Raw genomic sequence first — 22,676 nt, forward strand, 5'->3', positions numbered from 1 at the left:
TTGTCGCCGCGATGGCGCTGACCTCGGTGGGCTCGGCCGGGGCGCTCCAGGCCGCGGAGGGGGGCAGCGTCGTCCTGGGCCGGCTGACCGGTCCGTTCGCGCAGCCCAACGAGCTCGGCATCTTCTGCGCGGCACTGCTGCCGCTGACCGTCGTCGCGCTGGTCTCCGCCGGCTCCCGCCGCCGGACCGTCGTGCTCGGTCTGGCCGCGGCCTGCCTGGTCGGGGCCTGGGCGATGAGCATGTCGCGCGGCGCCTGGATCGGCGGTGTCGTCGCCCTCGTCGGCCTCGCGATCTGCGAGCCGGCCACCCGGCGGGCCCTCGCGGGCGTCGGCGCCACGGTGCTCGCGGCGGCCGCTGCTGCGGTGGTGCTGCCGGCCTCGACGCCGGTCCTCGGCGTCGTCGGGGCCCGGCTCCGCTCGCTGGGCGACCCCACCCAGAACCAGTACGACGACCGCCCCCTCATCTGGGCGGAGGCCTGGCGCCAGGCCTCCGAGCACCCGTGGTTCGGCGTCGGCCCGAGCGGCTTCAAGGTCGCCGCGGGCCAGACCGCCAGCGCGATCTCGGCCGAGCCCGCCGACCACCCGCACGACCTGGCGCTGACGATCCTGGCCGACCGCGGCGTGGTCGGGCTGGCGCTCGGCCTCGTGGTCGTGGCCGGCTGCGTCCTCGCCGCCCGGCGCCAGGCGCTCGCCGGCCCCGGACCGGTGCGCCCCGGCGCGCCGTCCCGGGCGCGGAGCCTGGCCGTCCTCGCCGCGCTCAGCGCGGTCGCCGTCCACTGCGTCTTCGACATGCCCCTGCGCAACCCGATCGTCGCCGGCCTGGTCTGGACCCTGCTCGGCATGGCGATGACGGTCGAGGCCCGCGGCGCCCCGGACGACGGCGACGCGCCCCGACCCGTACCGAACCACCCCCCGACAGGAGAGAGACGACCATGGTGAGCACCGAGGGACAGGCCCGGCGCCAGCGCGAGCAGTGGCGCTCGATCGGACTGCTGGTCGGTGGTCTCGCGCTGCTGGTCACCTTCGGCGTCCAGCTGATCGTGCTGATGCCGACCACCTACACGGCGACCAGCGCCATCGCGCTGCGCCCGCTGACGGCCGAGCAGAGCGCCGACAGCATCGAGATGCAGGCCCACGAGTACGCCGTCGCGCTGGGCGCGAAGGAGACCGCGGCCATGGTCGCCGGCACCGCCGACCGCTCGGGCGATCGCCCGGACGTCGACGTGACCACCACGCGCGACCCCGGCACCTCGACGATCCGGATCGCCGCCTCCTCGACCGACAAGGACGCCGCGATCGACGTCGCGAACGGGCTCGCCGCCCGTGCCGAGCAGCTCGGCCAGTCCGACGAGACGGCCAAGGTGGTGGTCGTCGTCCAGGCGGGCGGCGCCGGCGTCACCTCGGACCCACCGCGCCGGCTCTACCTCGCCGCCCTGTTCACCCTGGCCGGCCTGCTGCTGGCCGGCGGGATCTACCAGATCAGGCAGCGGGTCCCGTGAGCACGCCGCGAGTCCGGGTCCTCATGTACCACGGCGTCGACCGGGTCAGCGCCGCGCGTGACCCGCACGGGATGTTCGTGACGCCGCGCGCGTTCCGCGACCAGGTCGAGCACCTCCTCGAGGCGGGCTACGTCCCGATCGACGAGGCGACCTACCTGGCGGCCGGCGCGGGCACCGGCACCGGTGCCGGTGCCGGAACGCCGCTGCCGCGCCGCGCGGTGCTCCTCACCTTCGACGACGGCTACGTCGGCGTGGGCGAGCACGCGGCGCCGGTGCTGGCGTCCTTCGGCGTGCCGAGCGTCCTCTACGTGCCTGCCGGGCTCGTCGGCGGCAGCTCGGACTGGCTGCCGGCCCGCCACCGCCACCCGCTCATGGGAGCGAGCGAGCTCCGCGAGGTCGCCGCCGACGGCATGGCGATCGGCGCGCACGGCTTCGACCATGCCGACCTGACCACGCTCGGCGCCGCCGATCTGCACCGTCACGTGGGCGCGGCTCGCACCGAGCTGGAGCGGGTGGTCGGCCGTCCGGTGCGCTCGTACGCCTTCCCCTACGGCACCCACGACGCCCGGGTGCGCGCGGCGGTGCGCGCCGCCGGCTACGACGGCGCCTTCGCCGTCCACGACGCGGCCGGCCCGTTCGCGACCGGCCGGGTCGACGTCAACGCGACCGACACGCTGCGCTCGTTCCGGATCAAGCTGCACCGGCACTACCCGCGCGCCCGCCGCGCGACCGAGCGGTTCCCGCTGCTGCGCCGCGCGGCGCACGACCTCGTCGGCCGCGCGCCGCGCGAGGAGCTCTCCGCACCCGAGGCCACCGGAGGTGGACGATGAGCACGGTCCTGCGACGCAGCCTGGTGGTGCTCGGCATCATCGGGCTCTGGGCGCTCGGCGCCTCGCTGCCCTGGCAGCTCAACGCCCGCTCCCAGACCGACGCGACCCGGGTCGAGGTCCGGACCGAGGCCGCGGCTCCACCGGCCGCCACGCCCGCCGCCCGTCCCCGGCCGCCGCGGCGTCCGCCCGACGGCGCCCTCGGCTTCCAGCTCTCCGCGCACCACGGCACCGACGCCGCCCGCGCCGTGCGCGTGATGAAGCGGCTGCGCGCCGCCGGCAGCCGCTGGGTCCGGGTGGACGTCGGCTGGTCGACCCTGGAGCCGGACGGACCCGGTCCGTTCGCCCCCTGGTACGCCGAGCTCATCGACGACGTCCTCGCCGGCGCCCGGGCCAACGGCCTCCAGGTGATCCTGTCGTTCTGGCAGACGCCCGCGTGGGCCAGCGCGTCCGGCAGCCTCTACGCCCCACCGACCGACCCGCAGGACTACGCGCGGGCGCTCGGCCGGGCCGCCGAGCGCTGGCGCGACCAGGTCGCGGCCTGGGAGATCTGGAACGAGCCGAACTTCGACGGGTTCTTCGCCGGCGCCGACCCGGCGACGTACACGCGGATGCTGTGCGCGGCCTATCCCGCCGTCAAGCGGTACGACGACGCGCCGGTCCTCTTCGGCGGGCTGATGTACAACGACGACGCCTGGCTGGGCCGGGCCTACCGGGCCGGTGCCAAGGGCTGCTTCGACGCGCTCGCCACCCACCCCTACGTCGGGCCGAGCGACGCCGCGCCCGACACCCCCTCCGTGGGCGCGGTCTGGCGGCTCACCCACACCCCGGCGATGCGCGCGGTGATGGACGAGTGGGGCGATCGCCGCAAGGCGATCTGGGTGACCGAGCTCGGCTGGTCGACCGGTACCGACAACGAGGGCAACCCGTGGGACCGGCCGGTCACGCCGCGCCAGCAGGCGCGCTACCTGCGCCAGGCCGTGCAGCTGATCCGGGACCGCTACCCGTACGTCGGGCCGATCATCTGGTACCGCGACGTCGACGGCCGCAGTGCGTCGTACCAGGACGGGTTCGGGCTGCTCACCGCCCGCCTCCAGCCGAAGCCCGCGCTGCGGGCCTTCGAGGCCGAGGCGAAGGGACGGTGAGGCCGGTGTTCCCGCGCCGTCAGCGCCCGCCGTGGACGGGGATCGACGACCTGCTCGCCGGCACGCCTGCCGAGCCGGCGGTCCTGGAGCCGACCGTGCCGGCCGTGCCGTCCGAGCCGTCCGAGCCCGTCGAGCCCCGGTCCGCGACCGCGGACGCCCGCCGCCAGGCCGACGAGCTCCTCGCCCTCGCCCGCCGCGAGCACGCCGACGCCGCCGCCCAGGGGGCATCGGTGGTGCACGAGGCGAGCCAGGTCGCCGACCGGATCCGCCGGGCCGCCGAGGCCGAGGCCGCCGAGGTCTCCGCCTCGGCGGACGCCTGGGAGCGGGCGTGGAGCGAGCGGGTCGACCAGCTCATCGGGGAGCTGACCGCGCAGGCCGAGGAGAGCGCCGCGAGCGTCCGGGCCGAGGCCCGGCGTACGGCGGTGCCGGTGGCCGAGTCGGCCGCGCGCCGCCGGGTCGCCGAGCAGTCGGCGGCCGCCGAGATCGCCGCCGAGCGCGCCCGGGCCCAGGCCCGCCAGGAGCTCCGCGACGCCCTCGGCGCCGGGATCGCGCTGCACGAGGCGCTCGCCGCCGCGACCGGTGCGCTGGCCGACGGGCTGGGCGCCCTGCGCGATCGCTGCGCTGCCCTGGAGCAGCTGCTGACCGAGGTCCGCGGGACGGAGTCCTGACCGTGTCCACCGCCACCGCCACCGCCCTCGCCGAGCGTCCCGCCCCGGTCGCCCCGGTCGCCCCGGTCGCCCCGGTCACCCCGGTCACCCCGGTCTCCCCGGCCGCCCCGGTGACCCAGGGCGCGGGCTGGCTCGCGGTGGGCGCGGTGAGCGCCAAGACGGCTCAGACCCTCGTGCTGCTGGTCTTCGCGGCGGTGCTGGACCCCGGCGCGATGGGCCTGGTCGCACTGGCCTCCGTGGTGCTCAACGTGGTCACCGTGCTCGCCGACCTCGGCACCAGCACCGCCCTCGTGCACCTGCGCGGCGATGCCGAGCGGGCCGCGCGGACCGCCGTGACGCTCGCGCTCGCGACGTCGGCCGTCCTGGTCGCGGCGGTCTGGATCACTGCCCCGGCGCTGGCCGCCGGGCTCCGGGTGGGGGACGACGGGACCGCCGTGCTGCGCGGCGTCGTCCTGTGCGCACCGCTCCTGGCGGTCGCCGGGGTCAGCGGCGAGCTGCTGCGCCGCGGCCTGGACTTCCGCCGGCGGGTGCTGCCCGACATCGCCGGCAACCTCGTCGGCGCCGGCGTCACCGTCGCCGGGCTCGCCGCCGGGCTCGGCGCGACCGCGCTCGTCCCCGGTCAGCTCGCCCTGGCCGCCGTCACGCTCGTCGGCTTCTGGGTCGTGCGCCCCCCGGTCCGGCCGGGCTGGGTGCGGCCGGACGCCGCCGCCCTGCTGACCTACGGCCGCAGCCTGGCGGCCGGCAGCCTGCTCACGCTGCTCGTGCTCAACGTCGACTACGTGCTCGTCGCCCACCACCTCGGCAGCGCCGACGTCGGCGTCTACTCGATCGCGTTCCGCCTCGCCTACATGCCCTACCTGCTCGTCGCGATGGTCATCGGGGGAGCGGTGTTCGCGCACCTGTGCCGGCTCCGCGGCCCCGCCATCGGTACGGCGACCGTCGACGCCGCCGTCACCGTGCACACCCTCGTCGTCCCGCTGTACGCCGGGATGCTGGTCCTCGCCCCCCACCTCACCCTGCTGGGCGAGCAGTGGGCGCCGGGCGTCCCGGCGCTGCGCTGGCTGGCCGGGTACGGGCTGCTGCTCAGTGCCCTGGAGCCGGCGCTCGCCGCGCTCAAGGCGGTCGGGCGCACGCCGGACCTGCTCCGGATCGTCGCCCTGCACCTGGTCACCCTGGTCGGGCTGCTCCTGCTCGTCGTCGACCGCGGCGTCACCGCGGTCGCCGCGGCCCAGGCGGTCTCCGGCCTGCTCACCCTCGGCGCGGCCGTCGTCCTGGTCCGGTGGCGGGTGCCCGGCCTCGACGGTGACGCCCTGCGGGACGCGCTGCGCCGGCTCGCGCCGGTCGCGCTCGCGGGCCTGGCGCTGGCCGCGGCGGCCACGACCGCCGACCGGCTGCTGCCCGGTCCCGCGGTCTCCTTCGTCCGGCTCGGCCTCGCCGCGACCTGCGGTCTCGCCGCCTACGCGGGCGTCCTCCTGCTGGCCCGGCGCTCCCGGCCGGTGCGCGTCCGGCCCGGCTGGCTCGCCGTCGTACCGCTGGGGGCGGCGGTGCTGGGCGGCGGTCACCTCGCCGTGTCTGCGCCGGGCACCCTCCTGCTCGCGCTGCTGGTGCTCGTCGCCCTGGCGGTCGCGGTCTGTCGGGTCGAGTGGGCCGCGATCGCCTATGTCGTCGTCGAGCCGTTCGGCGACCTGGCCCGCGAGGTGCACCCCGCCGCCGTCAAGGCGCTCGGCGCGGTGCTGCTGCTGGCCTGGCTGGTCCGGGTGGTCGCCGAGCCGGGCCGCCGTACCCTGCGCGAGCCGGCGGTCGTCGCGCTCGGCTGCCTCGGCCTGCTGCTGCTCGCCTCGTTCGTCGCGGCCGGGGGAGACCTCGCGACCGGGGGCGCGCACGCGCTGACCTATGCGTCGTACCTCGTCGTCGTGGTGGTCCTGGTCGACACGATCTCCCGCGGCCGGCCCGACCCCGCCGCCGCGGTACGACGGCTCGCCACCGCCTTCGCGCTGTCCTGCACTGCCGCCGGACTGGTCGCGCTCCTCGGCTTCCTGCGCGACGGAGGCCGCGCGGCCGGCCCGCTCGCCGACGCCAACGACCTCGCCTTCTTCCTCGTCGCGGCGCTGCCGTTCGTGCTGGTCCGGACCCGCCGCCCGCTGCTGTGGACGCCGCTCCTGGCCGGGTGCGCGGCGATCCTCGTGCTCGCCTCGCTGGCGACGCTCTCGCGCGGAGCGCTCATCGGCCTGGTCGCGATGGTCGTCGTGGCCCTGGCCGTCGGCGCGGTCCGGCCGGTCACCGCGCTGGCCGTGGCCGCCGCGGCGGGCGTCGCGCTCGTCGCGCTGTGGGCCACCCACGCCGACACCGTCGACCGCAGCCTGGTCGAGAAGCGCCACGTGGCCGCGCAGAACGTCGACCAGCGGGTGACCACCTGGACCGTCGCCGCCGAGATGGTCGCGCACCGCCCGCTGCTCGGCCAGGGGCCCGGCGGGTTCGCCGCGGAGTCGGAGCGCTACCTGCCCGCCGGCGTCCCCGCGGTGCGCCAGACCGTCGCCCACCAGATGTACCTCGACGTCGGCGCCGAGCTCGGGCTCCCGGCCCTCGTCGCCTTCCTCGCCGCCCTCGGGTACGGCGTCCGCGGGGCCTGGCGCGCCCGCCGGACACCCGCGCTGCGCCCCCTCGGCGACGCCGTCGTCGTGGCGTTCGCCGGCACGCTCACCGCCGCCTGCTTCCTGAGCGAGCAGTTCTACCTGCCCGTGTGGCTGCTGGTCGCGCTCGGTACGGCGCTCGGCGCCGCGGCCCGCCGGACCGGTCCCGAGGAGGTGCGCCGGTGCGCGTCGTCCAGCTGATCACCCAGGAGCGCGGGGGACCGGTCGACCACGCGGTCGACGTCGCGGTCGAGCTCGCGCGGCGCGGTCACGAGAGCCACCTCGTCGGCCCGGCGGGCGCGGTGCTCGACCGGGTCGCCGGTTCCGGCGTACGCACGCACGCGGCCGCCGTCCGCACCAAGACCGACCTGGCCGGCGCCCGTGCCGTGGCCCGGACCCTGCGCGCGATCGATCCCGACGTCGTCCACCTGCAGGACCGGCGCGCGGGCCTGGTCGGCCGGCTGCTCGGCGGCCGGGCCGCGACGGTCTACACGCTGCACGGCGTCCCCGACGCACTGGCGCCGCTCGTGCCCGGCAACCTGCCGGTGACGACGTCCCGCCGCCGCGACCGCGCGGTCTACCTGGGGCTCGAGCGGCTCCTCGCCGCCCGCCCCCGGACGGCGCTGGCCACGCCCTGCGCGGCCCTCGCGCACTACGCCCGCGAGCACGTCGGGGTCGCGGGCACCCGGGTGCACGTCGTCCCCAACGGGGTCACCGACGCCTGGCTCGGCCCGGCCCCCGCGCCGCGACCGGCGCGGACCGAGGGTCCGGTCCGGGCAGTCTGGGTCGGCCTGATGCAGCCGGTCAAGCGGGTCCCGGACCTGGTCCATGCCGTCGCCGAGGTCCCCGGCCTCGAGCTGGTCCTCGTGGGCGACGGACCCGAGCGCGCGCGGGTCGAGGCGGCCGTCGCCGCGACCGGGACCGGCGACCGGGTGCGGTTCGCCGGCTACCTCGCCGACCCGTCGGCCCTAGTGCGCGAGGCGGACCTCTTCGTGCTCTCGTCGGCGGCCGAGGCCTCGCCGATGGCGCTGCTGCAGGCGATGGCCTGTGGCGTCCCGGCGGTGGCCACGCGCGTCGGCGGCGTCCCCGAGGTGCTGCGCGACGGCGTCGAGGGACTCCTGGTCCGGCCCGGCGACCACGCCCAGTGGGTTGCCGCGCTCGGCGCCCTCACCGACGACCGCGCGCGGCGCGAGGCCATGGGCGCGGCCGCCCGGGCCCGGATCGCCGCGCGGCACCGCGTCGCGCACACCGTCGCCGCGCTGGTCCCGATCTACGAAGGAGTGGCCGGATGAGGCTGCTGAGCATCATCTCCGAGCTGGGCATCGGCGGCGCCGAGGTCGTCGCCGTGCGCCTGGCGCTCGCGGCCGCCGGCGACGGGCACGACGTCCGGGTCGCGAGCACGCCCGGCTTCCGGGTCGCCGAGCTGGAGGCGGCCGGCGTCACCCACGTGCCGCTGCGCCTGGCCGGACGCCGGCTGACCGACCTGGCCGGCTCGCTGCGCCGGCTGCGCGCGGTCGAGACGCCGGACCTGGTCCACGCCCACAACCCGAAGCCGGCCACCCTGGCGCGCCTGGCGTTCGGCCGTCGTACGCCGATCGTCACGACGCTGCACGGCGTCAGCGAGGCCGAGGCCGGCCGCGCCGCGGCCCTCCTGGAGCGGACCAGCGACCGGGTCGTCGTCGTCGCCCCGCACCTGGCGGTGCAGCTGGAGCGGCACGGCTACCCGGCCGCGCGGATCGACGTCGTGGCCAACACCATCGACCCGCTGCCGGACTACCCGCGCGAGCGCGCCCGGCACGAGCTCGGCCTGGCCCCCGACGAGGTCGTCGGGGTCTGCCTGGCCCGGATGGTCGACCAGAAGCGGCACGACCTGCTCCTCGACGCCTGGGCCCGGCTGCCGCGCCCGGCGACCCTCCTGCTGGCCGGCGACGGCCCGCACCGCGCGCACCTCACCGCGCGCACCGGCATGCTCGGCCTGCGCGACCGGGTGCGCTTCCTCGGCGAGCGCACCGACGTACCGCGGCTGCTCGCCGCCGCCGACTTCGCGGTCCTCCCCACGGACTGGGAGGGCCTGCCCATCTCGGTGCTCGAGGCGATCGGTGCCGGTGTGCCGGTGGTCGCCTCGGGCGTACCGGGCGTGGTCGACCACTTCGCCGGCGCCGTCCGGATCGTCCGGCCCGGCTCGGTCCCGGCGCTCGTCGAGGCCCTCGACCAGGTCACCGGTACGCCGTCCGTGCGCCGGGCGCTCGCCGAGCGCGGCCGCGAGGTGGCCGCCCGCCGGTTCGGACCCGAACGGATGGTCGAGCAGTACCGCGCCATCTACGCCCGCGGCGCCACGACAACGGAAGGAATCTCATGAGTCCCTGGAACGAGAAGCGCGGCCCGCGGTGGCCGCTGTTCGTGGGCATCGGCTGCGTGGTGGTGGGGCTGGTCGGCGGGTTCCTGCTGATGACCGGCATCACCGACCGCCGCGGCGACGACCCCGACCCGGCGCCGGGCCCCGAGCGCTCGGCCGCGCCCACGACCTCGGCCCCCGCGCCCACCCCGACGTCCCCGACGACCGCGACGACCGCGCCGCCCAGCACGCCCGGCGGCTCCGGCCTCACCGTCGTCTCGTGGGGCCAGGCGGCCGGTCAGCTCGCCGTGGTCGTGCGCAACGACACCGACGAGGTGGTCGAGCGGGCCCGGGTGCTGCTCACCGCACGGGACTCCTCGGGCGCCGCGCTCCTCAGCACCAGTGGCACCGAGGACGACGTCTGCTGCACCGTCGTCGGCCTCGCCCCCGGCGCCGAGTTCGGCCTGTTCGCCGAGCTGCGCTCCCCGCTGCGCGGGGTCACCGAGGTCGAGGTGCGCCCGGTCGCGGGCGGGTCGAGCACCGCGGACGGCGACGTCCCCCGCGTCGAGGTCCGCGAGCCCCGCCTGCGCCACCTGCCCGGCGACACCGTCGTCACGGCCCGGCTCACCGCGCGCGGCGACCTCAGCGGCTACCTGGCCGCGCAGGCGCTGCTCGTCGACGCCGAGGGCCGCGTGGTCCAGGTCGTCTCGGGTCGCTTCTACTGCTTCGCCTCCGGCCGGCCGGGCGCGGTCCGGCTGCGGCTGTTCCACGAGGTGCCCCGCGGGCTGCGGCTCGGCCGGGTGCTCGCCCAGGCGGTACCCCGTGGTGTGGCGCCCGGCGTCCCGGGGCGGTGCTGACGTGGACGTCCTCGTCACCGGCGGCGCCGGCTACATCGGCAGCACCGTCGTCTCGGCCCTGGCCGACGCCGGCCACCACCCCGTGGTCCTCGACGACCTCTCGACCGGGCGCGCGGAGTTCGTCCGCGGCCGGACGTTCTACCGCGGCGACATCGCCGATGCCGGCCTGGTCCGCCGGATCGTCGCGCGGCACCCGGGCATCCGGACCGCCGTCCACTGCGCGGCCCGCGTGGTCGTGCCGGAGTCGGTGGCCCGGCCGGCGGACTACTACCGGACCAACGTGACCGGCACGCTCGAGCTCGCCGAGGCGCTCTCCGGCTGCGGCGTCCACGACCTCGTGGTCAGCGGCTCGGCCTCCGTCTACGGCGCCGGCCCCGACCTCGCCGTCGACGAGGACGCGCCCTGGGCCCCGGCCAGTCCCTACGCCCGGACCAAGGCGGTGGCCGAGCAGATGCTCGCCGACCTCGCCGCGGCGGGCCGGCTGCGAGTGCTCTCGCTGCGCTACTTCAACCCGGTCGGCGCGGACCCGTGGCTGCGGACCGGTCCGCAGCAGCCCCGGCCCGGGCACGTCCTCGGCGTGCTCGCGGACTGCCGCCGCACGGGCGCGGTGTTCCCGGTCCGCGGCACCGACTACCCGACCCGGGACGGCAGCGCGCTGCGCGACTACGTCCACGTGTGGGACCTCGCCCGCGCCCACGTCGCCGCCGTGGAGCACTTCGAGCGCGCGCTCGACGGCCGCCGCGCCCAGGCGATCAACCTCGGCACCGGCCGCGGTACGACGGTCCGCGAGCTGGTCGCGACCTTCGCCCGGGTCAGCGGCCACCCGGTCACCGTGGCCGACGCGCCGCGGCGCCCCGGTGACACCGCCGGCGCCTTCGCCCGGACCGACCGCGCCGCCCGGCTGCTCGGCTGGCACGCCGAGCGCGACCTCGCCACCGGCGTCGCCGACCTGCTGGGCTGGCTCGACCGGCGCCCGGCCGTGCTCGCCGGCATCTCCGCCGACCCGGTCGGTTCCCCCGGATTCCCTGGATCAACCAGGTGAGCGCCGTGCACCAGAGGGACATGCCCCTGCGTACCGCCGTCGCCGTGACCACCGAGATCGCCCACGGCTCGGCCGCCGAGCTCGCCCTGGCCGACCTCGCGTCGTACGTCGACGGGCGCAGCAACGCGTTCAGCACCGGAGCGGGCTGGCTCCGCGCCGCCGCGCGCCACCTGCCCGGTCAGCCGCTGACGATCGCTCTCCGGGGCGCCGACGGCCGGGTGCTCGCGCTCGCGCCGCTGGTGGTGCAGCGCCGCGCGGGCGTGGTGCGGATCGAGGTGCTGGGCGGCGAGCTCAACGACTACGCCGAGCTCTTCCACGACGACCCGGTCGCCGCCGACCTGCTCGCCGACGCCGTCGCCTCCTGGGTACGACGCCACCGCCGGTGGTCGCTGCGGCTCAGCCAGCTCGCGCCGGGCGACCCGGTCGTGGCCGGTCTCGTGGCGCGCCTGCCCGGCGCGGTCGTCGTACCGGGGCCGCCGATGCCGCGGATCGAGGGCGCGGGCACCGACTACCGCCTGACCCGGCACCGGCGCCGCAAGATCAACACCGACCTCAACCGCCTGGCCGCCGACGGGTACGACGCCGAGCGCCTCGTCGTCGACGATCCGGTCACCCTGGAGCGGTGGCTGCCGCGCCTGGTCGACGTCCGCCGCGGCCGGGACCACGGCAGCGGCCGGCGCAGCCACCTCGACGACGACGGCACCCGGGCCTTCCACGAGGAGGTCGTGCGCGACGCGATGGCCCGGGGCCGGGCCGTGGTCGACCTGCTGGTCGTCGGTGACGAGGTGCTGGGCTTCACCACGACGCTGCGCGACGGTCCGGTCTCGCGGCTCTTCGACGGCCGCGTCGCCCAGGACTGGATGCGCTACCGCGGCGGGATCGTGTGCGAGATGGCGGCCGTGCAGCGCGCGGTGGCGGACCCGGCCGTCGAGACCTTCGACTGGCTGCGCGGGCGGACCGACGCCAAGTTCGGCAACGCCGAGATCCACCGGGTCGAGCTGCAGGCCGCGTCCCATGCCTGGATCGAGCGGATGGACGAGCGCCGGGCGCGAGCCCGGGCCGGGCTCAAGGCGCTGCTCCCGGCCGCGCTGGTGCGCCGGATCGTGCAGCGATGACGGCGGCGGGGCAGCCGGACGACGTCCTGCGCCGCACCGGTGCCGTGGTGCTGTCGCTCGCCGTCGCCGAGCTGCTCGGCAAGATCGCCACGTTCGTGACCTTCCTGCTCCTGGCGCGGATCCTCGGGGTCGCCGAGTTCGGCGTCCTCTCGTTCGGGTGGAGCCTCGGGCTGCTGCTCGCGGTCTTCTCGTCGCTGGGCCTGGAGGCCCGGCTCACCCAGCTCGGCAGCGCCCGTCCCGACCTGCTCGACCGCTGCTACGGCGCGCTGATGGGGATCCGGATGGTGCTGTGCGCCGTGGTGCTGGTGCCGACCACGGGCCTGCTGCTCGGCACGATGAGCACCAGCCACGCGCTCACCGTGAGCCTGCTCGTCGCGGCCGGGCTGGCCGACACGCTGGTCGACGCCTCGCGTGCCGCGTGCGGCGCCCGGCAGCGCCAGCACCTCTCGGCGGTCGTCCTCGTCGTGCAGCGCTTCTCGGCCCTGCTCCTGTCGGTGGGCGTGCTGCTGGTCACCGGGAACGTGGTGTGCGCGGCGCTCGGCTACCTGGTCGCGACGGGGGTCGGCGTGCTCGGCATGCACCTCGCCGCGCGCCGGGCGGGGGCGCGGATGCGGATCCGGGGGAGCGGGGCCGAGGCCCGGATGATCCTCGAGGCGGCGCCCGTGATGGGCCTCGGCGCCGTCGCCGCGATGGGGATGTTCCGCATCGACGCCGCCCTCATCGGCATGATCCTGGGCACCACGGCGGTCGGCGTCTACGGCGCGGGCTACCGCATCTTCGAGACCGTCCTCTTCGTCAGCTGGACCCTGGCCCGCGCGTACGTCCCGGTCATCGCCAGCCGACCCGACGACACCGAGCACGTGCGGCTCTGGGCGCAGCGGAGCCTGGTCGTCGTGGCCGCCGTCTACGTGCCGTACGGCGTCCTGCTCGCGACCCGCGGCGACGACCTGGTCGGCCTGCTGTTCGGACCCGAGTACGTGCACCGCGGCCTGCTCTGGGGGCTGGCCGTGGCGCCGCTGCTCTTCGGCGTCTCCTACCTCGGTTCGACGGTGCTGCTCGCGCTGCGCCCGGACCCGGTGGTGCTCGTCGGGAGCGTCGCGGCGCTGGTCGCGAACGTCGGCCTCAACCTGTGGCTGATCCCCGTCTGGGGCATCACCGCGGCCGCCGTCGCGACCAGCGTCGCCTTCCTCGTGCAGTCGGTGATCGTGGTCCGGGCGCTGGTGCGCACGGTGGGCAGCATCGCCCCGGTCCCCGAGCTGGTGGCCGTGCTGGTGGCCGCGGTCGTGGTCGGCATCGCGCTCGAGGCGATCGGCCCCTTGCTGCCGGCCCTGGCCGTGGCCGGGCTCGGCTACCTCGCCGTCGCCGGGCTCGCCGTGCACCGGCTGGCCCCGGCCGCGCTCGGGCAGGCCCGGGCCGCGCTGCGGCGTCCGGCGGTGGCTCGATCTCGGATCTGATACCGCTTGGCGCCCAGCCCTCGCCAGGCGCGGCGCGCTGGCTCAGGCTGGTCGGTGGCGACGGACGCTACGGCGACCGACGCCCCGGGGGGCCGGCGGAGAGTGGGAACGACATCAGCGTGCGGAGGATCGTCGCCTCGTTCGAGCACCGCGCAGGCGGGGCCGGCGGGGCGAGGAGATGGTGGGAGCGGGCGACGGCCGCGCTCGACAGCACCGGGAGCCGGCCGAAGCCGGCCGCCCGGGCCGTGCTGGCCAACGCGCTCGCGCTGGTGCACTTCCCCGAGCGCGGCGACGTCGACGACCTCGCCGTCCTAGTCGAGGAGCACGGACGGCACGAGGTCGCCGAGCTCCAGGAGGCCGTGCTCGGCGCCGTCGACGGCCGCGACCGGCCGCTGACCACCCGCCTGGTCCGGGTCCTCGCGGGCTACGCCTGGGCACGCCCCGGCGCCCCGCTGCCCGCCGACGGCCGGGCCGGTCCGGCCCAGGTCGCGGGCGAGGCCGTCGTCCGCCTGCTCATGGTCGGCGACGCGACCGGTGAGCGGCCGGCCATCACCGGGACGGGCGACCTGCTCGCCGTCTTCGAGCGCCAGGGCATCCGGGTCTGGCGCGCGCTGGTCGCCGCGACCGTCGACGACCCGTGGACCGGCAGCGCCGAGCGCCACCTCGAGCTGCTCGACCCCGCCGCCCAGCCCTTCGAGGTCGCCAGCATCCGCGCGGTCCTCGACCTCTCCCGCCGCGAGGCCGAGCAGGACGAGCGCCGCGCGGTCGCCGCCCACATCCGCAGCACCATCGACCAGACCGGGCTGACCCAGCGGGAGTTCGCCGCCCTCGTCGGCACCTCGCCCTCGCGGCTCTCCACCTACGTCACGGGCGCGGTCACCCCGTCGGCGGCGATGCTGCTGCGGATCAACCGGGCCGCCCGCCGGGCCCAGCCGGCGGTGGACCCGCAGCCCGAGGAGCCCGAGCCGAGCGTCTAGCTGTACCCGGCCATCAGGTTGGTAGCAGCCGGCTGATCGGCGGCTTACCTCCGAGTGCGCTGTGGCGGCGTTCAGTGTTGTAGTGCTCGAGCCAGGGCGCAAGGGCGGCTACTCGCTCGTCGTTGCTGGCGAAGGCGCGACGGTAGGCCCACTCGGTGGTCAGGGTCCGGTTGAGGCGCTCCACCTTCCCGTTCTGCCAGGGACAGTGCGGCTTGATGAACCTCTGCTTGATGTCGTGCTCGGCGCATACGGCACGTAGCGACCATCGGTAGGCCCAGGCGTTGTCTGTCATCAGACGCTCGATCCGGGTGATGCCATGGGCTGCGAAGTAGTCGATCGCGCGCTCGAGGAACGCGGCGCAGGTCGGGCCCTTCTCGTCAGGCAGCACCTCGCTGTAGGCCAGGCGGGAGTGGTCGTCGACGAGTGAGTGAACGAAGTCGAACCCGACCTTGGTGTTGCGATCGCGCATGATCGACCCGGCTCCGCGGCCGTGAGCCTTCCAGCCGCCGCCGGCGGGGATCTTGCCGAGCTTCTTGACATCCATGTGGACCAGCTCGCCAGGCCGCTCTCGCTCGTAGCGGGTCGCGGTCTGCTTCGAGGATCGGATCACCTCGCCGGTGATCGGATCCAGCTCGCGAAGGTAGGGCACGTGGTGGCGGCGCAGGATCCGCGACACTGTGCGGGCAGGAACGCCGACCTTCGCTCCGAGGACATCGGGTCCGTCGCGATGCTCGGCACGCGCGGTGAGAACCTTCTGCTCGACCTCGTTGCTGGTCTTGGTGGGCATCGAGTGGGGGCGTGAGGAGCGGGTGGCCAGGCCGTCTTCGCCTTCGGCGGTGTAGCGGTCGATCCAGGTCTTCACGCACTTGCGGGACACGCCCATCGCCGCAGCGATGTGGGCTTGTTTCCAGCCTGCTTGGTGGCGTTGGACGATCAGGCGCCGACCGTGAACGGTCAGCCGGGCACTACCGTGGGACACGAGAACCTCCGGGTTGGAGTGGGCCTTAGACAAGCCACATCCCATTCGGAGGTTCTCGTTCGTTCAACCAGGCTCGCCGCTACCAACGTCCTGGCCGGGTACACCTAGCCGGCGGCCAGGTCGCGCTGGTCGACCACCCGTCCCTCGGAGGACAGCGTGACCTCACCGGCCGGGGTGGTGCGCCCCGACGAGAGGTCCAGCGTCCACACGGTCAGCCCGACCGTCGTGGTCGCCGGTCCGCCGCGCCGAGCGGTGCAGGTGATGGTGAGCAGGGCCGGGTCCGGGTTGAGCACGAGCTCCCCGACGTCCCCGAGGACCACGCCGGCCGAGGAGCGGCAGACCCAGCCGTCCGGTGCGTGCCCGACGGCGACGACCTGGGCCTGGCGCAGCCGCAGCACGAGGCGCAACGGGCGCGGCCGGTCATCGCGCAGCCGGGTCGTCACCTCGACCCGCCACGGCTTGACCAGGGAACGCGGTCCGCTCAGCGCGCGGACCAGGGCGGTGGTGAGGCCGACGCACGGCAGTGCGGAGCCCAGGTCGCCGTGGAACTCCGTCGGCGCGCCCGGTGCCAGGAGGTAGCCGGGCTCCGGGCTCGCCTCGACCGTCCAGTCGCCGGTGCGCCCGTCGCCCTCGGTCAGGGCGTAGCGCACGCCGGTCACGTGCGGGAGCACGAGCCGGCCGACAGCGTCGCAGGTACGCCCGACGGCGGCGACCGGAGCGATCGGGCGGACGAGGGGCGCCGTGGGCGGGGTGCCGGTGGTGGGGCCGGTCGCCGTGGGCGGCGCCGTACCGAGGCCCGGCGAGGGCCGCAGGTCGGCGCCGCGGACCCGGCCCGGTCCCGCACCGGACGCGCCGGGGCCACCGGACCGGTCGGGTGCCGCGGGCGCCGGCGCCGTACCGGTCGCCGTGGTCGTGGGCGCGCGGGCGGCCGGGTCGTCGCGGTCCGGCAGCACGCCGGTCACCACGACCGCGGTGACGATCGCCGCCGCGGCGGTGGTCGCCGCGATGCCGGCCAGCGCCGCCGAGCCCGCGTGGGTCGTGCCGGCCAGGGCGCCGCCCGCCGCGCCGCCTCCGGCGGTGACGCCGGTCAGCCACGCGGGTGCGCCCCCGGCCACCGGCAGGGCTCCGAGCAGGATCGCGGGCAGCACCACCGCGGCCAGGCGCCGGTTGGCCTGCTCGAGCTGGAGGGACACGGCGAGGCACTCGGCGCAGGTCTCGAGGTGCCGGTCGATGCGCCGCGCGCTCGACCGCGGGGCCTGGCCGCGGACGTAGCGGCCCAGCCGGGCCCGTACCCACGTGCACTCGGCCGTGGGTCCCTCGGCCGCCACGTGCTGGTCGAGGTACGCCGTGCGCAGGCCCTCCCGCGCGCGGTGGGCGAGCGAGGACACGGCCCGGGCGCGCAGCCCCAGCTCGCCGGCGAGGTCGCGCGGGCGCCGTCCCTCGACCTCGACGTGCCAGAGCACCTCCTGCCAGGCGGGCGGCAGGGTCGCGAAGGCCCGGGCCGCGATCTCGGCCTCGTCGTCGGGCACGGTCGTCACGGCGGGCTCGACCTCGTCGTCCAGCAGCCAGGGCTGGTCCGAGACCGGCAGCTCGCTCGTCCGGCGCCGGCGGTCGCGGTGGCAGTTGCGCAGGGTGACGTGGAGGTAGGCGCGGAAGCTCGTGGTCGGCCCCTGCCCGGCGCGCAGCCGGGTCAGCACCCGGGCGAAGGCCTCGGCGACCAGCTCGTCGGCGTCGTTCGGGCCGGCCAGGACCAGGGCCAGCCGGCGGGCGTCGTCGACGTGCTCGCGCCAGAGGAGGTCGAGCTCCTCCTCGCTCCAGCCGACGACCGGAGGGAACCCGTGGGACGGTCCGTCCGGCGTGACATCCCCAGACATGCGTCACTCCTGTTTCCACGAACGCCGGGCGCATCGATCGCGCCGGCTCGGCGGGACGTGACGCCCCCCACATCCCCGCCGCCGAGATCGTAGCGGTTTCCTAGGCATTTCCGCGTGATGTTTCGACTGCTCGTGCGTCTGGTATATGATCGGAGTCTCGGGCCGGTTCCCCCACGAACCCCCCAACTCCAAGGCGGTCACGTCATGCTTCGCCCGTCCAGCCCCACGCCCGCGCACCACGCTCCGCCGGTGCTGCTCACGCATTACCAGCGTCGCGCAGCCCAGCCGATCGGCGCGGTCAAGGCAGGGATCGTCCGCGACGTGCTCGCCCGGCACGCCCAGGTGGGTGAGCACCACCAGGTGCTGTGGAGCCGGATGCTGGTCGTGCTGGAGCAGCGAGGGAGCGATGGCCGCTCGCTGGCCCTGTGCGCGGTGCTGGCCAACTTCGTCGCCCTCGTGGTGTTCGACGACCCCGACGACCTCGCCGCCGCGGCCCGGCTCGGCGAGCGACTCGACCCGGACCGGGTCGGCCGGCTCCAGCAGCGGGTCTCGCGGATGCTCGACGTCCGCGCCGACCTGCCCCTGACGACCGCCGTGGCCCGGCGCCTCCTCGCGCCCCTGCTCGAGCAGCGCGACCCGTCCGCCGAGGTCCCCGAGGGAGTGGCCGCGGACTGCGTCGAGCTCGGCCGCGAGCTGCTCTTCCAGACCATCGACGTCGTCCCGAGCACGGTGGCCGTCGACGAGGTGATCCCCGTCGACTCCGCCGACGAGCTCGTCCGGATGCTCGACCACGGCTCCGTGGTCGAGTGGCGCCGGCACCTCCAGCGCCTCGCCACCAGCCCGTGGGGTCCCTACGCCGAGAGCATCGCCGAGCTCGCCGCCGTCGCCGGACGTCCGGCCATCGGCACCGTCCTGGCCTGGTGCCGGGCCTGGGGGCACGAGCGCGAGCGCGAGCAGATCGCGCGCCACGTGCAGCACCTCGTCGCGGTCAGCGGCGCGTCCCAGCGCCAGTTCGCCGCGCGGATCGGCACCTCGCCCTCCCGGCTCTCGAGCTACATCCGGGGGTCGGTGACGCCCTCGGCCGCGCTCTTCCTGCGGATCCAGCGGGCCTCCCGGGCGCTCGAGGCGATGACCGGCGCCGAGCCGGAGAGCTCCTCGCGCGGCGCCTGAGCCGAGCGCACGTCAGCGGGCGATCACGTACGGCGCCTCGCGCGGCTGCCCCGCGCCGGAGCCGTCGATCGGGCCCTCGATGATCTCGAGGTGACCGTCGAGGTCCCCGCGGAGCAGCAGCCAGCGGCCCTCGTGCAGGGCGGTGACCAGGAAGTGGCGGGCGTCCTCCCAGGCGACCGGCTCGAGGGCGCTGGTGTCGTGGTCACCGTTGGCGACGATCCTCGCGGCCAGCTCGCCGGTGCGGGCATCGCGGATCTCGATCTCCGCGGGCTCGCCGGCGCCCTGCGACGCCTGCTCCGCGGTGAGGGCGCTGTCGGGGGAGAAGCCGGACGGGTCGCCCTGGCAGCGGTGCAGCTCCTGGTCCGCGCCCAGGTCCCACATCGTGGCGCAGGCGGTCCCGCCCGGTCCTGGGCCGCGGATCCCGGCCGCCAGGTCGCCGTCCGGGGCCACGGCGAGGAGCGTCAGGAAGCCACCGACGAACGGCTCGCTGCCCGCACGGGAGTAGGTCAGGGGACCGCGGTCCGGGTCGTTGACCACCACCCGGCAGTCGCCGTCCGGGCCGGCGCAGGTCCGTGAGCCGAAGACGGCCACGGCGCCGCCGGTCGGGCTGACCCGGCCGGTGCCGGCGAGCGTCTGCTCGCCGTCGCGATCCCACACCTGGACCTTGCCGTCGGGCGTGGTCCAGGCGGCGACCGTCTTGTCCGGCGAGGTCACCACCGAGGCCTGGCCGACGGGGGTGATGAGGCGGGTGCTGGCCACCGCGCCGTCCGGGCCGATCTCGTCGAGGCTGCTGCCGGCGGTGTCGGCGTCCGTCCCGCGGCGTACGGCGAGGTAGGTCTCGCCGCCGACGACGTCGAGCTCCCGGTAGTCGTGCTCGAGCGCGACCGTCGACCCGTCGAGGCGATGCAGCGTGCGCCCCTCGATCCACCCCGTGGTGGGCGGCGCACCTCCGGGCCGGGCCCGCTCGATGCGCATGTCGCGCGGATCCTGCTGCACGGCGTGCACGTTGACCGACGGGCTCTGCGTCGCCGGCCCCGGCGGGGGCGCGGAGTCGGGAGTGCCGCCGGCGAGCAGCGAGACCGGCAGGACGACGGCCACCACCGCCGCGCCGGCCACGACCGCGGCAGCGGTACGCCGGCGCCGCTGGATGCGCTGCGCCCGCCGCTGCACGTCGGGCAGGGTGAGCACGGGCCCGGCCGCGCGGTCGGCGTGCGTGGTCATGACGTCTTCGAGGTTCATCGGTTCATCTCCAGACCAAGGGCGGGAACGCGTTGCCGCAGGGTGGTCAGCGCGCGGCTGGCCTGCGACTTCACGGTGCCGGTGGCGACCCCGAGCGCCTCGGCGATCTCTGCTTCACTCAGCTGCTCGTAGTAGCGCAGCACCAGCACGCAGCGCTGGCGCGGCGGTAGCGTGGCGAGGAGCCGCCACACCGCGGCCGCCGACCCCTCGTCGTGGTCGTCGTGGTGCTCCAGCCAGTCGGGCACCTCGTCGCTGGTCACCTCGCGCCGGCGCCAGGCCCGGCGCCACAGCGAGTTGTTCTCGTTGACCAGGATCCGGCGGGCGTACGCGTCGACGGCCTCATGCCGATCGATGCGGTCCCAGGCGAGGTAGACCTTGGCGAGGGTGGTCGCCACGAGGTCCTCGGCCGTGTGGTGGTCACCGGCCAGCAGGTAGGCGGTGCGTTGCAGTGAGGCCTGGCGCGCGCCCATCCACGCGGCGAAGGCGTCGTCCCGCTGCTGCGGCATGGCCCGTCCCTTCCCGGATCACCGGTGCTGGCGTGTCGGGCACCCGACGGTGCCCTCCACCCCTAGACGCGATCGGGGAGAGGTTGGTTGCAGCGATCTCGGCGGTCCCTGCCCCAGGAACGCAGAACCCCCGCACCGTGGTCGGTCGGGGGTTCAGCGGATGATGCGCAACAGCTCAGCTGTTGGGGCGCTTGCCGTGGTTCGCGCCCTTCTTGCGGCGCGCGCGGCGCTTGCGGCCGGTCTTGCCCATGGTTCCTCCTGAAGTCGAGAATCGAGCCATTCTCTCAGTCCGGGCGCTCAGCCCGAAATCCGGGTCAGGAAGCGCTCCGCGTCGACGATGACGCGGGTGACCTCGCCCGAGCCCACGAGCTTGCCCGGCTGCCCGTCCGCGGTGAGGTTGCGGGCCGCCACGGCGAAGCGGCGCAGCCGGCCGTCGGCGTACACCTCGCGGGCGGTGACCTCGACGCTCCCGCCGACCGCGGTGGCGGCCAGGTGCTCCAGCTCGATCCGGGTGCCGACGCTGGTCTCGCCGGGGCCGAGGGCGTCCTCGACGGCGGCGCAGGTCGCCGCCTCGCACCAGGCGAGCAGGCGCGGCGTCCCGAGCACGGGCAGGCTGCCGGAGCCGACCGCGAGCGCGGTGTCGGCCTCGGTCACGGTGAACCGCACGGCGCTCAGATCCCGAAGGTCGCGCGCGGGTAGGCCGCGTCGACGTCGGTGATCACGTTGACCAGGTACGGCGCGTTCGCGGCGAACGCCCGGTCCAGCGCCGGTCCGATCTGGCGCGGGTCGGTGACCGTCTCGCCGGCGCCGCCGAGCGCGCGCACCACGTCGTCGTACGCCGTGCGGGGCGCGAGGTCCGCGGCGACGTCGTAGCCGTAGAGCATCTGCATGGGCCCCTTCTCCAGCCCCCAGGCGGAGTTGTTGCCCATCACCATCACGACCGGCAGGTCGTGGCGCACGAGCGTGTCGACGTCCATCAGCGAGAAGCCGGCCGCGCCGTCGCCCAGCAGCAGCACCACCTGGGACGAGGGCCGCGCGATGCGCGCGGCGATGGCGGCGCCGAGCCCGGCGCCCAGGCAGCCGTAGGGGCCCGGGTCGAGCCAGCAGCCGGGTCGCTTCGGCTCCACGAACTTGCCGGCGAAGGAGACGAAGTCGCCGCCGTCGCCGATCACCACCGCGTCGTCGGCGAGCCGCGGGACGAGCTCGCCGTAGATCCGCGCCGGGTGCACCGGGTCGGCCTCGGCGCCGAGCAGCTCGGCGTCGCGCGCGGCGGCCGCCGCGACCGTGTCCTGGAGCAGGGTGAGCCAGGTCGAGCGGTCCGGCTGGGCCGCACCCGCGAGCGCGGTGAGCAGCCCGTCGAGGACGGCGCTCAGGTCACCGCTGACCGAGGCGGCGAGGTCGGCGTGCCCGGAGAGCTGGCCGGGGGAGTCCGCGATGTGCACGACGGCCGCGGTCGCGCCGCCGTCCTTGCCGCCGAAGACGCCGTACCCGAGCCGGAAGTCGAGGGGCGTCCCGACCACCACGACCAGGTCGGCCCCGTTGAGCGCGGCACCGCGCGCCTTGGTGACCAGCAGCGGGTGCCCGCCGGGGACCACACCGCGGCCCATGCCGTTGGTGATCGCGGGCAGCCGCATCTCCTCGACCAGCCGCAGCGCAGCCTCCTCGGCCCGGTCGGCCCACACGTCCGTGCCCAGGATCAGCACCGGCCGCTCGGCCTGGGCGATGAGACCCGCGATCCGCGCGACGGCGTCGCTGTCGGGCTCGGCCCCGCGGTAGGCGCCGAGCACCGGGACCGGCCCGGAGCCGACGTTGAAGAACTCGTCCATCGGCACGTCGACGTACGCCGGCCCGCGGTGCGAGCTGCGCGCCTGGGTGAACGCCGTGTCGAACCCGGCCGCGACGTCATCGGCGCTCATCAGCGTCGTGGCGTGCTTGGTGACCGGCCCGACGATCGGCAGGTGGTCGATCTCCTGGAGCGCGCCGGTGCCCCAGCGGTTGTTCGGCGCGCGCCCGCCCACGACCACCATGGGCGAGCCGGCGAACGTCGCCTGGGCCATCGCGCTGACGCCGTTGGTCACCCCGGGCCCGGCGGTCAGCACCGCCAGCCCGGGCACCCGGGTCAGCTTGCCGGTCGCCTCGGCGGCGAACGCCGCCGTCTGCTCGTGGCGTACGTCGAGCAGCCGGACGGGTGGGTCGGACTTGACCGCGCCGTCGTACATCGGGAAGACGTGGGCGCCCGAGAGGGTGAACATCGTCTCGACGCCGTGGGCCTGGGCGACCGCCACGGCGATCTCGCCCGCGTGGCCGGTCAGGGATTCCGGGGGAGTGGTCACCTGGGCACCCTAGCCAGCGAACGGGTG

The 22,676-nt window shown here is 76.0% G+C and carries 21 protein-coding genes; 14 read left to right on the plus strand and 7 right to left on the minus strand.

Annotated elements, in window-relative coordinates:
- The first annotated feature begins 11 nt into the window (after positions 1-11).
- The 13 genes from M0M48_RS05100 (at position 12) to M0M48_RS05160 (ending at position 14,548) form a co-directional block, all read left to right on the plus strand.
- A complete protein-coding gene (locus M0M48_RS05100; protein ID WP_257759346.1) occupies positions 12-938 on the plus strand; it encodes an O-antigen ligase family protein in 927 nt (308 codons plus the stop codon).
- Complete coding sequence (locus M0M48_RS05105; protein ID WP_257759312.1) at positions 932-1,498, plus strand: hypothetical protein; 567 nt, start codon at positions 932-934, stop codon at positions 1,496-1,498. The genes M0M48_RS05100 and M0M48_RS05105 overlap by 7 nt, the downstream gene beginning before the upstream one ends.
- Positions 1,495-2,328, plus strand: coding sequence for a polysaccharide deacetylase family protein (locus tag M0M48_RS05110; protein WP_257750307.1), 834 nt, complete (start codon positions 1,495-1,497; stop codon positions 2,326-2,328). Before M0M48_RS05105 ends, M0M48_RS05110 begins: the two co-directional genes overlap by 4 nt.
- A complete protein-coding gene (locus tag M0M48_RS05115) occupies positions 2,325-3,470 on the plus strand; it encodes a cellulase family glycosylhydrolase (protein WP_215815366.1) in 1,146 nt (381 codons plus the stop codon). Before M0M48_RS05110 ends, M0M48_RS05115 begins: the two co-directional genes overlap by 4 nt.
- Before the next feature lie 5 nt (positions 3,471-3,475).
- A complete protein-coding gene (locus M0M48_RS05120) occupies positions 3,476-4,138 on the plus strand; it encodes a hypothetical protein (protein ID WP_257750308.1) in 663 nt (220 codons plus the stop codon).
- 2 nt (positions 4,139-4,140) lie between these two features.
- A complete protein-coding gene (locus M0M48_RS05125; protein ID WP_257750309.1) occupies positions 4,141-6,969 on the plus strand; it encodes an oligosaccharide flippase family protein in 2,829 nt (942 codons plus the stop codon).
- Positions 6,951-8,060 carry a glycosyltransferase family 4 protein gene (locus M0M48_RS05130; protein WP_257750310.1) on the plus strand — a complete coding sequence of 370 codons (1,110 nt, stop codon included), beginning with the start codon at positions 6,951-6,953 and terminating at the stop codon, positions 8,058-8,060. The genes M0M48_RS05125 and M0M48_RS05130 overlap by 19 nt, the downstream gene beginning before the upstream one ends.
- Entirely contained in the window at positions 8,057-9,127 is a 1,071-nt protein-coding gene (locus tag M0M48_RS05135; protein WP_257750311.1) for a glycosyltransferase, read from the plus strand. The genes M0M48_RS05130 and M0M48_RS05135 overlap by 4 nt, the downstream gene beginning before the upstream one ends.
- Positions 9,124-9,960: a hypothetical protein gene (locus M0M48_RS05140; protein ID WP_257750312.1), complete on the plus strand. Its 837-nt coding sequence runs from the start codon at positions 9,124-9,126 to the stop codon at positions 9,958-9,960. Before M0M48_RS05135 ends, M0M48_RS05140 begins: the two co-directional genes overlap by 4 nt.
- A gap of 1 nt (position 9,961) precedes the next feature.
- The gene (gene galE / locus M0M48_RS05145; RefSeq protein WP_257750313.1) at positions 9,962-11,002 is read left to right on the plus strand and encodes a UDP-glucose 4-epimerase GalE; all 1,041 of its coding nucleotides are present in this window, start codon (positions 9,962-9,964) and stop codon (positions 11,000-11,002) included.
- Positions 11,003-11,022: 20 nt separating this feature from the next.
- On the plus strand, positions 11,023-12,117 hold the full coding sequence (locus M0M48_RS05150) for a GNAT family N-acetyltransferase (RefSeq protein WP_257750314.1): 1,095 nt from the start codon (positions 11,023-11,025) through the stop codon (positions 12,115-12,117).
- The gene (locus M0M48_RS05155; protein ID WP_257750315.1) at positions 12,114-13,571 is read left to right on the plus strand and encodes an oligosaccharide flippase family protein; all 1,458 of its coding nucleotides are present in this window, start codon (positions 12,114-12,116) and stop codon (positions 13,569-13,571) included. Before M0M48_RS05150 ends, M0M48_RS05155 begins: the two co-directional genes overlap by 4 nt.
- Positions 13,572-13,690: 119 nt before the next feature.
- On the plus strand, positions 13,691-14,548 hold the full coding sequence (locus tag M0M48_RS05160; RefSeq protein ID WP_257750316.1) for a helix-turn-helix domain-containing protein: 858 nt from the start codon (positions 13,691-13,693) through the stop codon (positions 14,546-14,548).
- A 13-nt stretch (positions 14,549-14,561) separates the two neighbouring features.
- Here M0M48_RS05160 and M0M48_RS05165 read toward each other — a convergent pair whose 3' ends face one another.
- Positions 14,562-15,527: an IS481 family transposase gene (locus M0M48_RS05165; RefSeq protein ID WP_257750317.1), complete on the minus strand. Its 966-nt coding sequence runs from the start codon at positions 15,525-15,527 to the stop codon at positions 14,562-14,564.
- Positions 15,528-15,631: 104 nt separating this feature from the next.
- A complete protein-coding gene (locus M0M48_RS05170; protein WP_257750318.1) occupies positions 15,632-17,401 on the minus strand; it encodes a sigma-70 family RNA polymerase sigma factor in 1,770 nt (589 codons plus the stop codon).
- A gap of 249 nt (positions 17,402-17,650) precedes the next feature.
- Between M0M48_RS05170 and M0M48_RS05175 the strand changes: the two genes are divergently transcribed.
- Positions 17,651-18,571 carry a helix-turn-helix domain-containing protein gene (locus tag M0M48_RS05175; RefSeq protein ID WP_257750319.1) on the plus strand — a complete coding sequence of 307 codons (921 nt, stop codon included), beginning with the start codon at positions 17,651-17,653 and terminating at the stop codon, positions 18,569-18,571.
- 12 nt (positions 18,572-18,583) lie between these two features.
- Here M0M48_RS05175 and M0M48_RS05180 read toward each other — a convergent pair whose 3' ends face one another.
- The 5 genes from M0M48_RS05180 to M0M48_RS05195 form a co-directional block, all read right to left on the minus strand.
- Positions 18,584-19,810 carry a hypothetical protein gene (locus M0M48_RS05180; protein WP_257750320.1) on the minus strand — a complete coding sequence of 409 codons (1,227 nt, stop codon included), beginning with the start codon at positions 19,808-19,810 and terminating at the stop codon, positions 18,584-18,586.
- On the minus strand, positions 19,807-20,316 hold the full coding sequence (locus M0M48_RS05185) for a SigE family RNA polymerase sigma factor (RefSeq protein ID WP_215815353.1): 510 nt from the start codon (positions 20,314-20,316) through the stop codon (positions 19,807-19,809). The genes M0M48_RS05180 and M0M48_RS05185 overlap by 4 nt, the downstream gene beginning before the upstream one ends.
- Before the next feature lie 175 nt (positions 20,317-20,491).
- Positions 20,492-20,566 (minus strand): 50S ribosomal protein bL37, encoded by a 75-nt coding sequence (locus tag M0M48_RS31050; protein ID WP_370249596.1) that lies wholly within the window; start codon positions 20,564-20,566, stop codon positions 20,492-20,494.
- A gap of 47 nt (positions 20,567-20,613) precedes the next feature.
- Positions 20,614-20,982 (minus strand): thioesterase family protein, encoded by a 369-nt coding sequence (locus M0M48_RS05190; protein ID WP_257750321.1) that lies wholly within the window; start codon positions 20,980-20,982, stop codon positions 20,614-20,616.
- A gap of 5 nt (positions 20,983-20,987) precedes the next feature.
- Positions 20,988-22,649 (minus strand): acetolactate synthase, encoded by a 1,662-nt coding sequence (locus M0M48_RS05195; protein ID WP_257750322.1) that lies wholly within the window; start codon positions 22,647-22,649, stop codon positions 20,988-20,990.
- Positions 22,650-22,676 lie beyond the last annotated feature (27 nt).

Source organism: Pimelobacter simplex, from assembly GCF_024662235.1.
GTDB lineage: Bacteria > Actinomycetota > Actinomycetes > Propionibacteriales > Nocardioidaceae > Nocardioides.

Excerpts from the sequence above, each read along its gene's own strand:
- M0M48_RS05105 (WP_257759312.1), top strand. The coding sequence starts at position 932 with ATGGTGAGCACCGAGGGACAGGCCCGGCGCCAGCGCGAGCAGTGGCGC.
- M0M48_RS05170 (WP_257750318.1), bottom strand. The coding sequence starts at position 17,401 with ATGTCTGGGGATGTCACGCCGGACGGACCGTCCCACGGGTTCCCTCCG.
- M0M48_RS05155 (WP_257750315.1), top strand. The coding sequence starts at position 12,114 with ATGACGGCGGCGGGGCAGCCGGACGACGTCCTGCGCCGCACCGGTGCC.
- M0M48_RS05100 (WP_257759346.1), top strand. The coding sequence starts at position 12 with ATGGCGCTGACCTCGGTGGGCTCGGCCGGGGCGCTCCAGGCCGCGGAG.
- M0M48_RS05140 (WP_257750312.1), top strand. The coding sequence starts at position 9,124 with ATGAGTCCCTGGAACGAGAAGCGCGGCCCGCGGTGGCCGCTGTTCGTG.
- M0M48_RS05150 (WP_257750314.1), top strand. The coding sequence starts at position 11,023 with ATGCCCCTGCGTACCGCCGTCGCCGTGACCACCGAGATCGCCCACGGC.
- M0M48_RS05180 (WP_257750320.1), bottom strand. The coding sequence starts at position 19,810 with ATGAACCTCGAAGACGTCATGACCACGCACGCCGACCGCGCGGCCGGG.
- M0M48_RS05135 (WP_257750311.1), top strand. The coding sequence starts at position 8,057 with ATGAGGCTGCTGAGCATCATCTCCGAGCTGGGCATCGGCGGCGCCGAG.
- M0M48_RS05115 (WP_215815366.1), top strand. The coding sequence starts at position 2,325 with ATGAGCACGGTCCTGCGACGCAGCCTGGTGGTGCTCGGCATCATCGGG.
- M0M48_RS05185 (WP_215815353.1), bottom strand. The coding sequence starts at position 20,316 with ATGCCGCAGCAGCGGGACGACGCCTTCGCCGCGTGGATGGGCGCGCGC.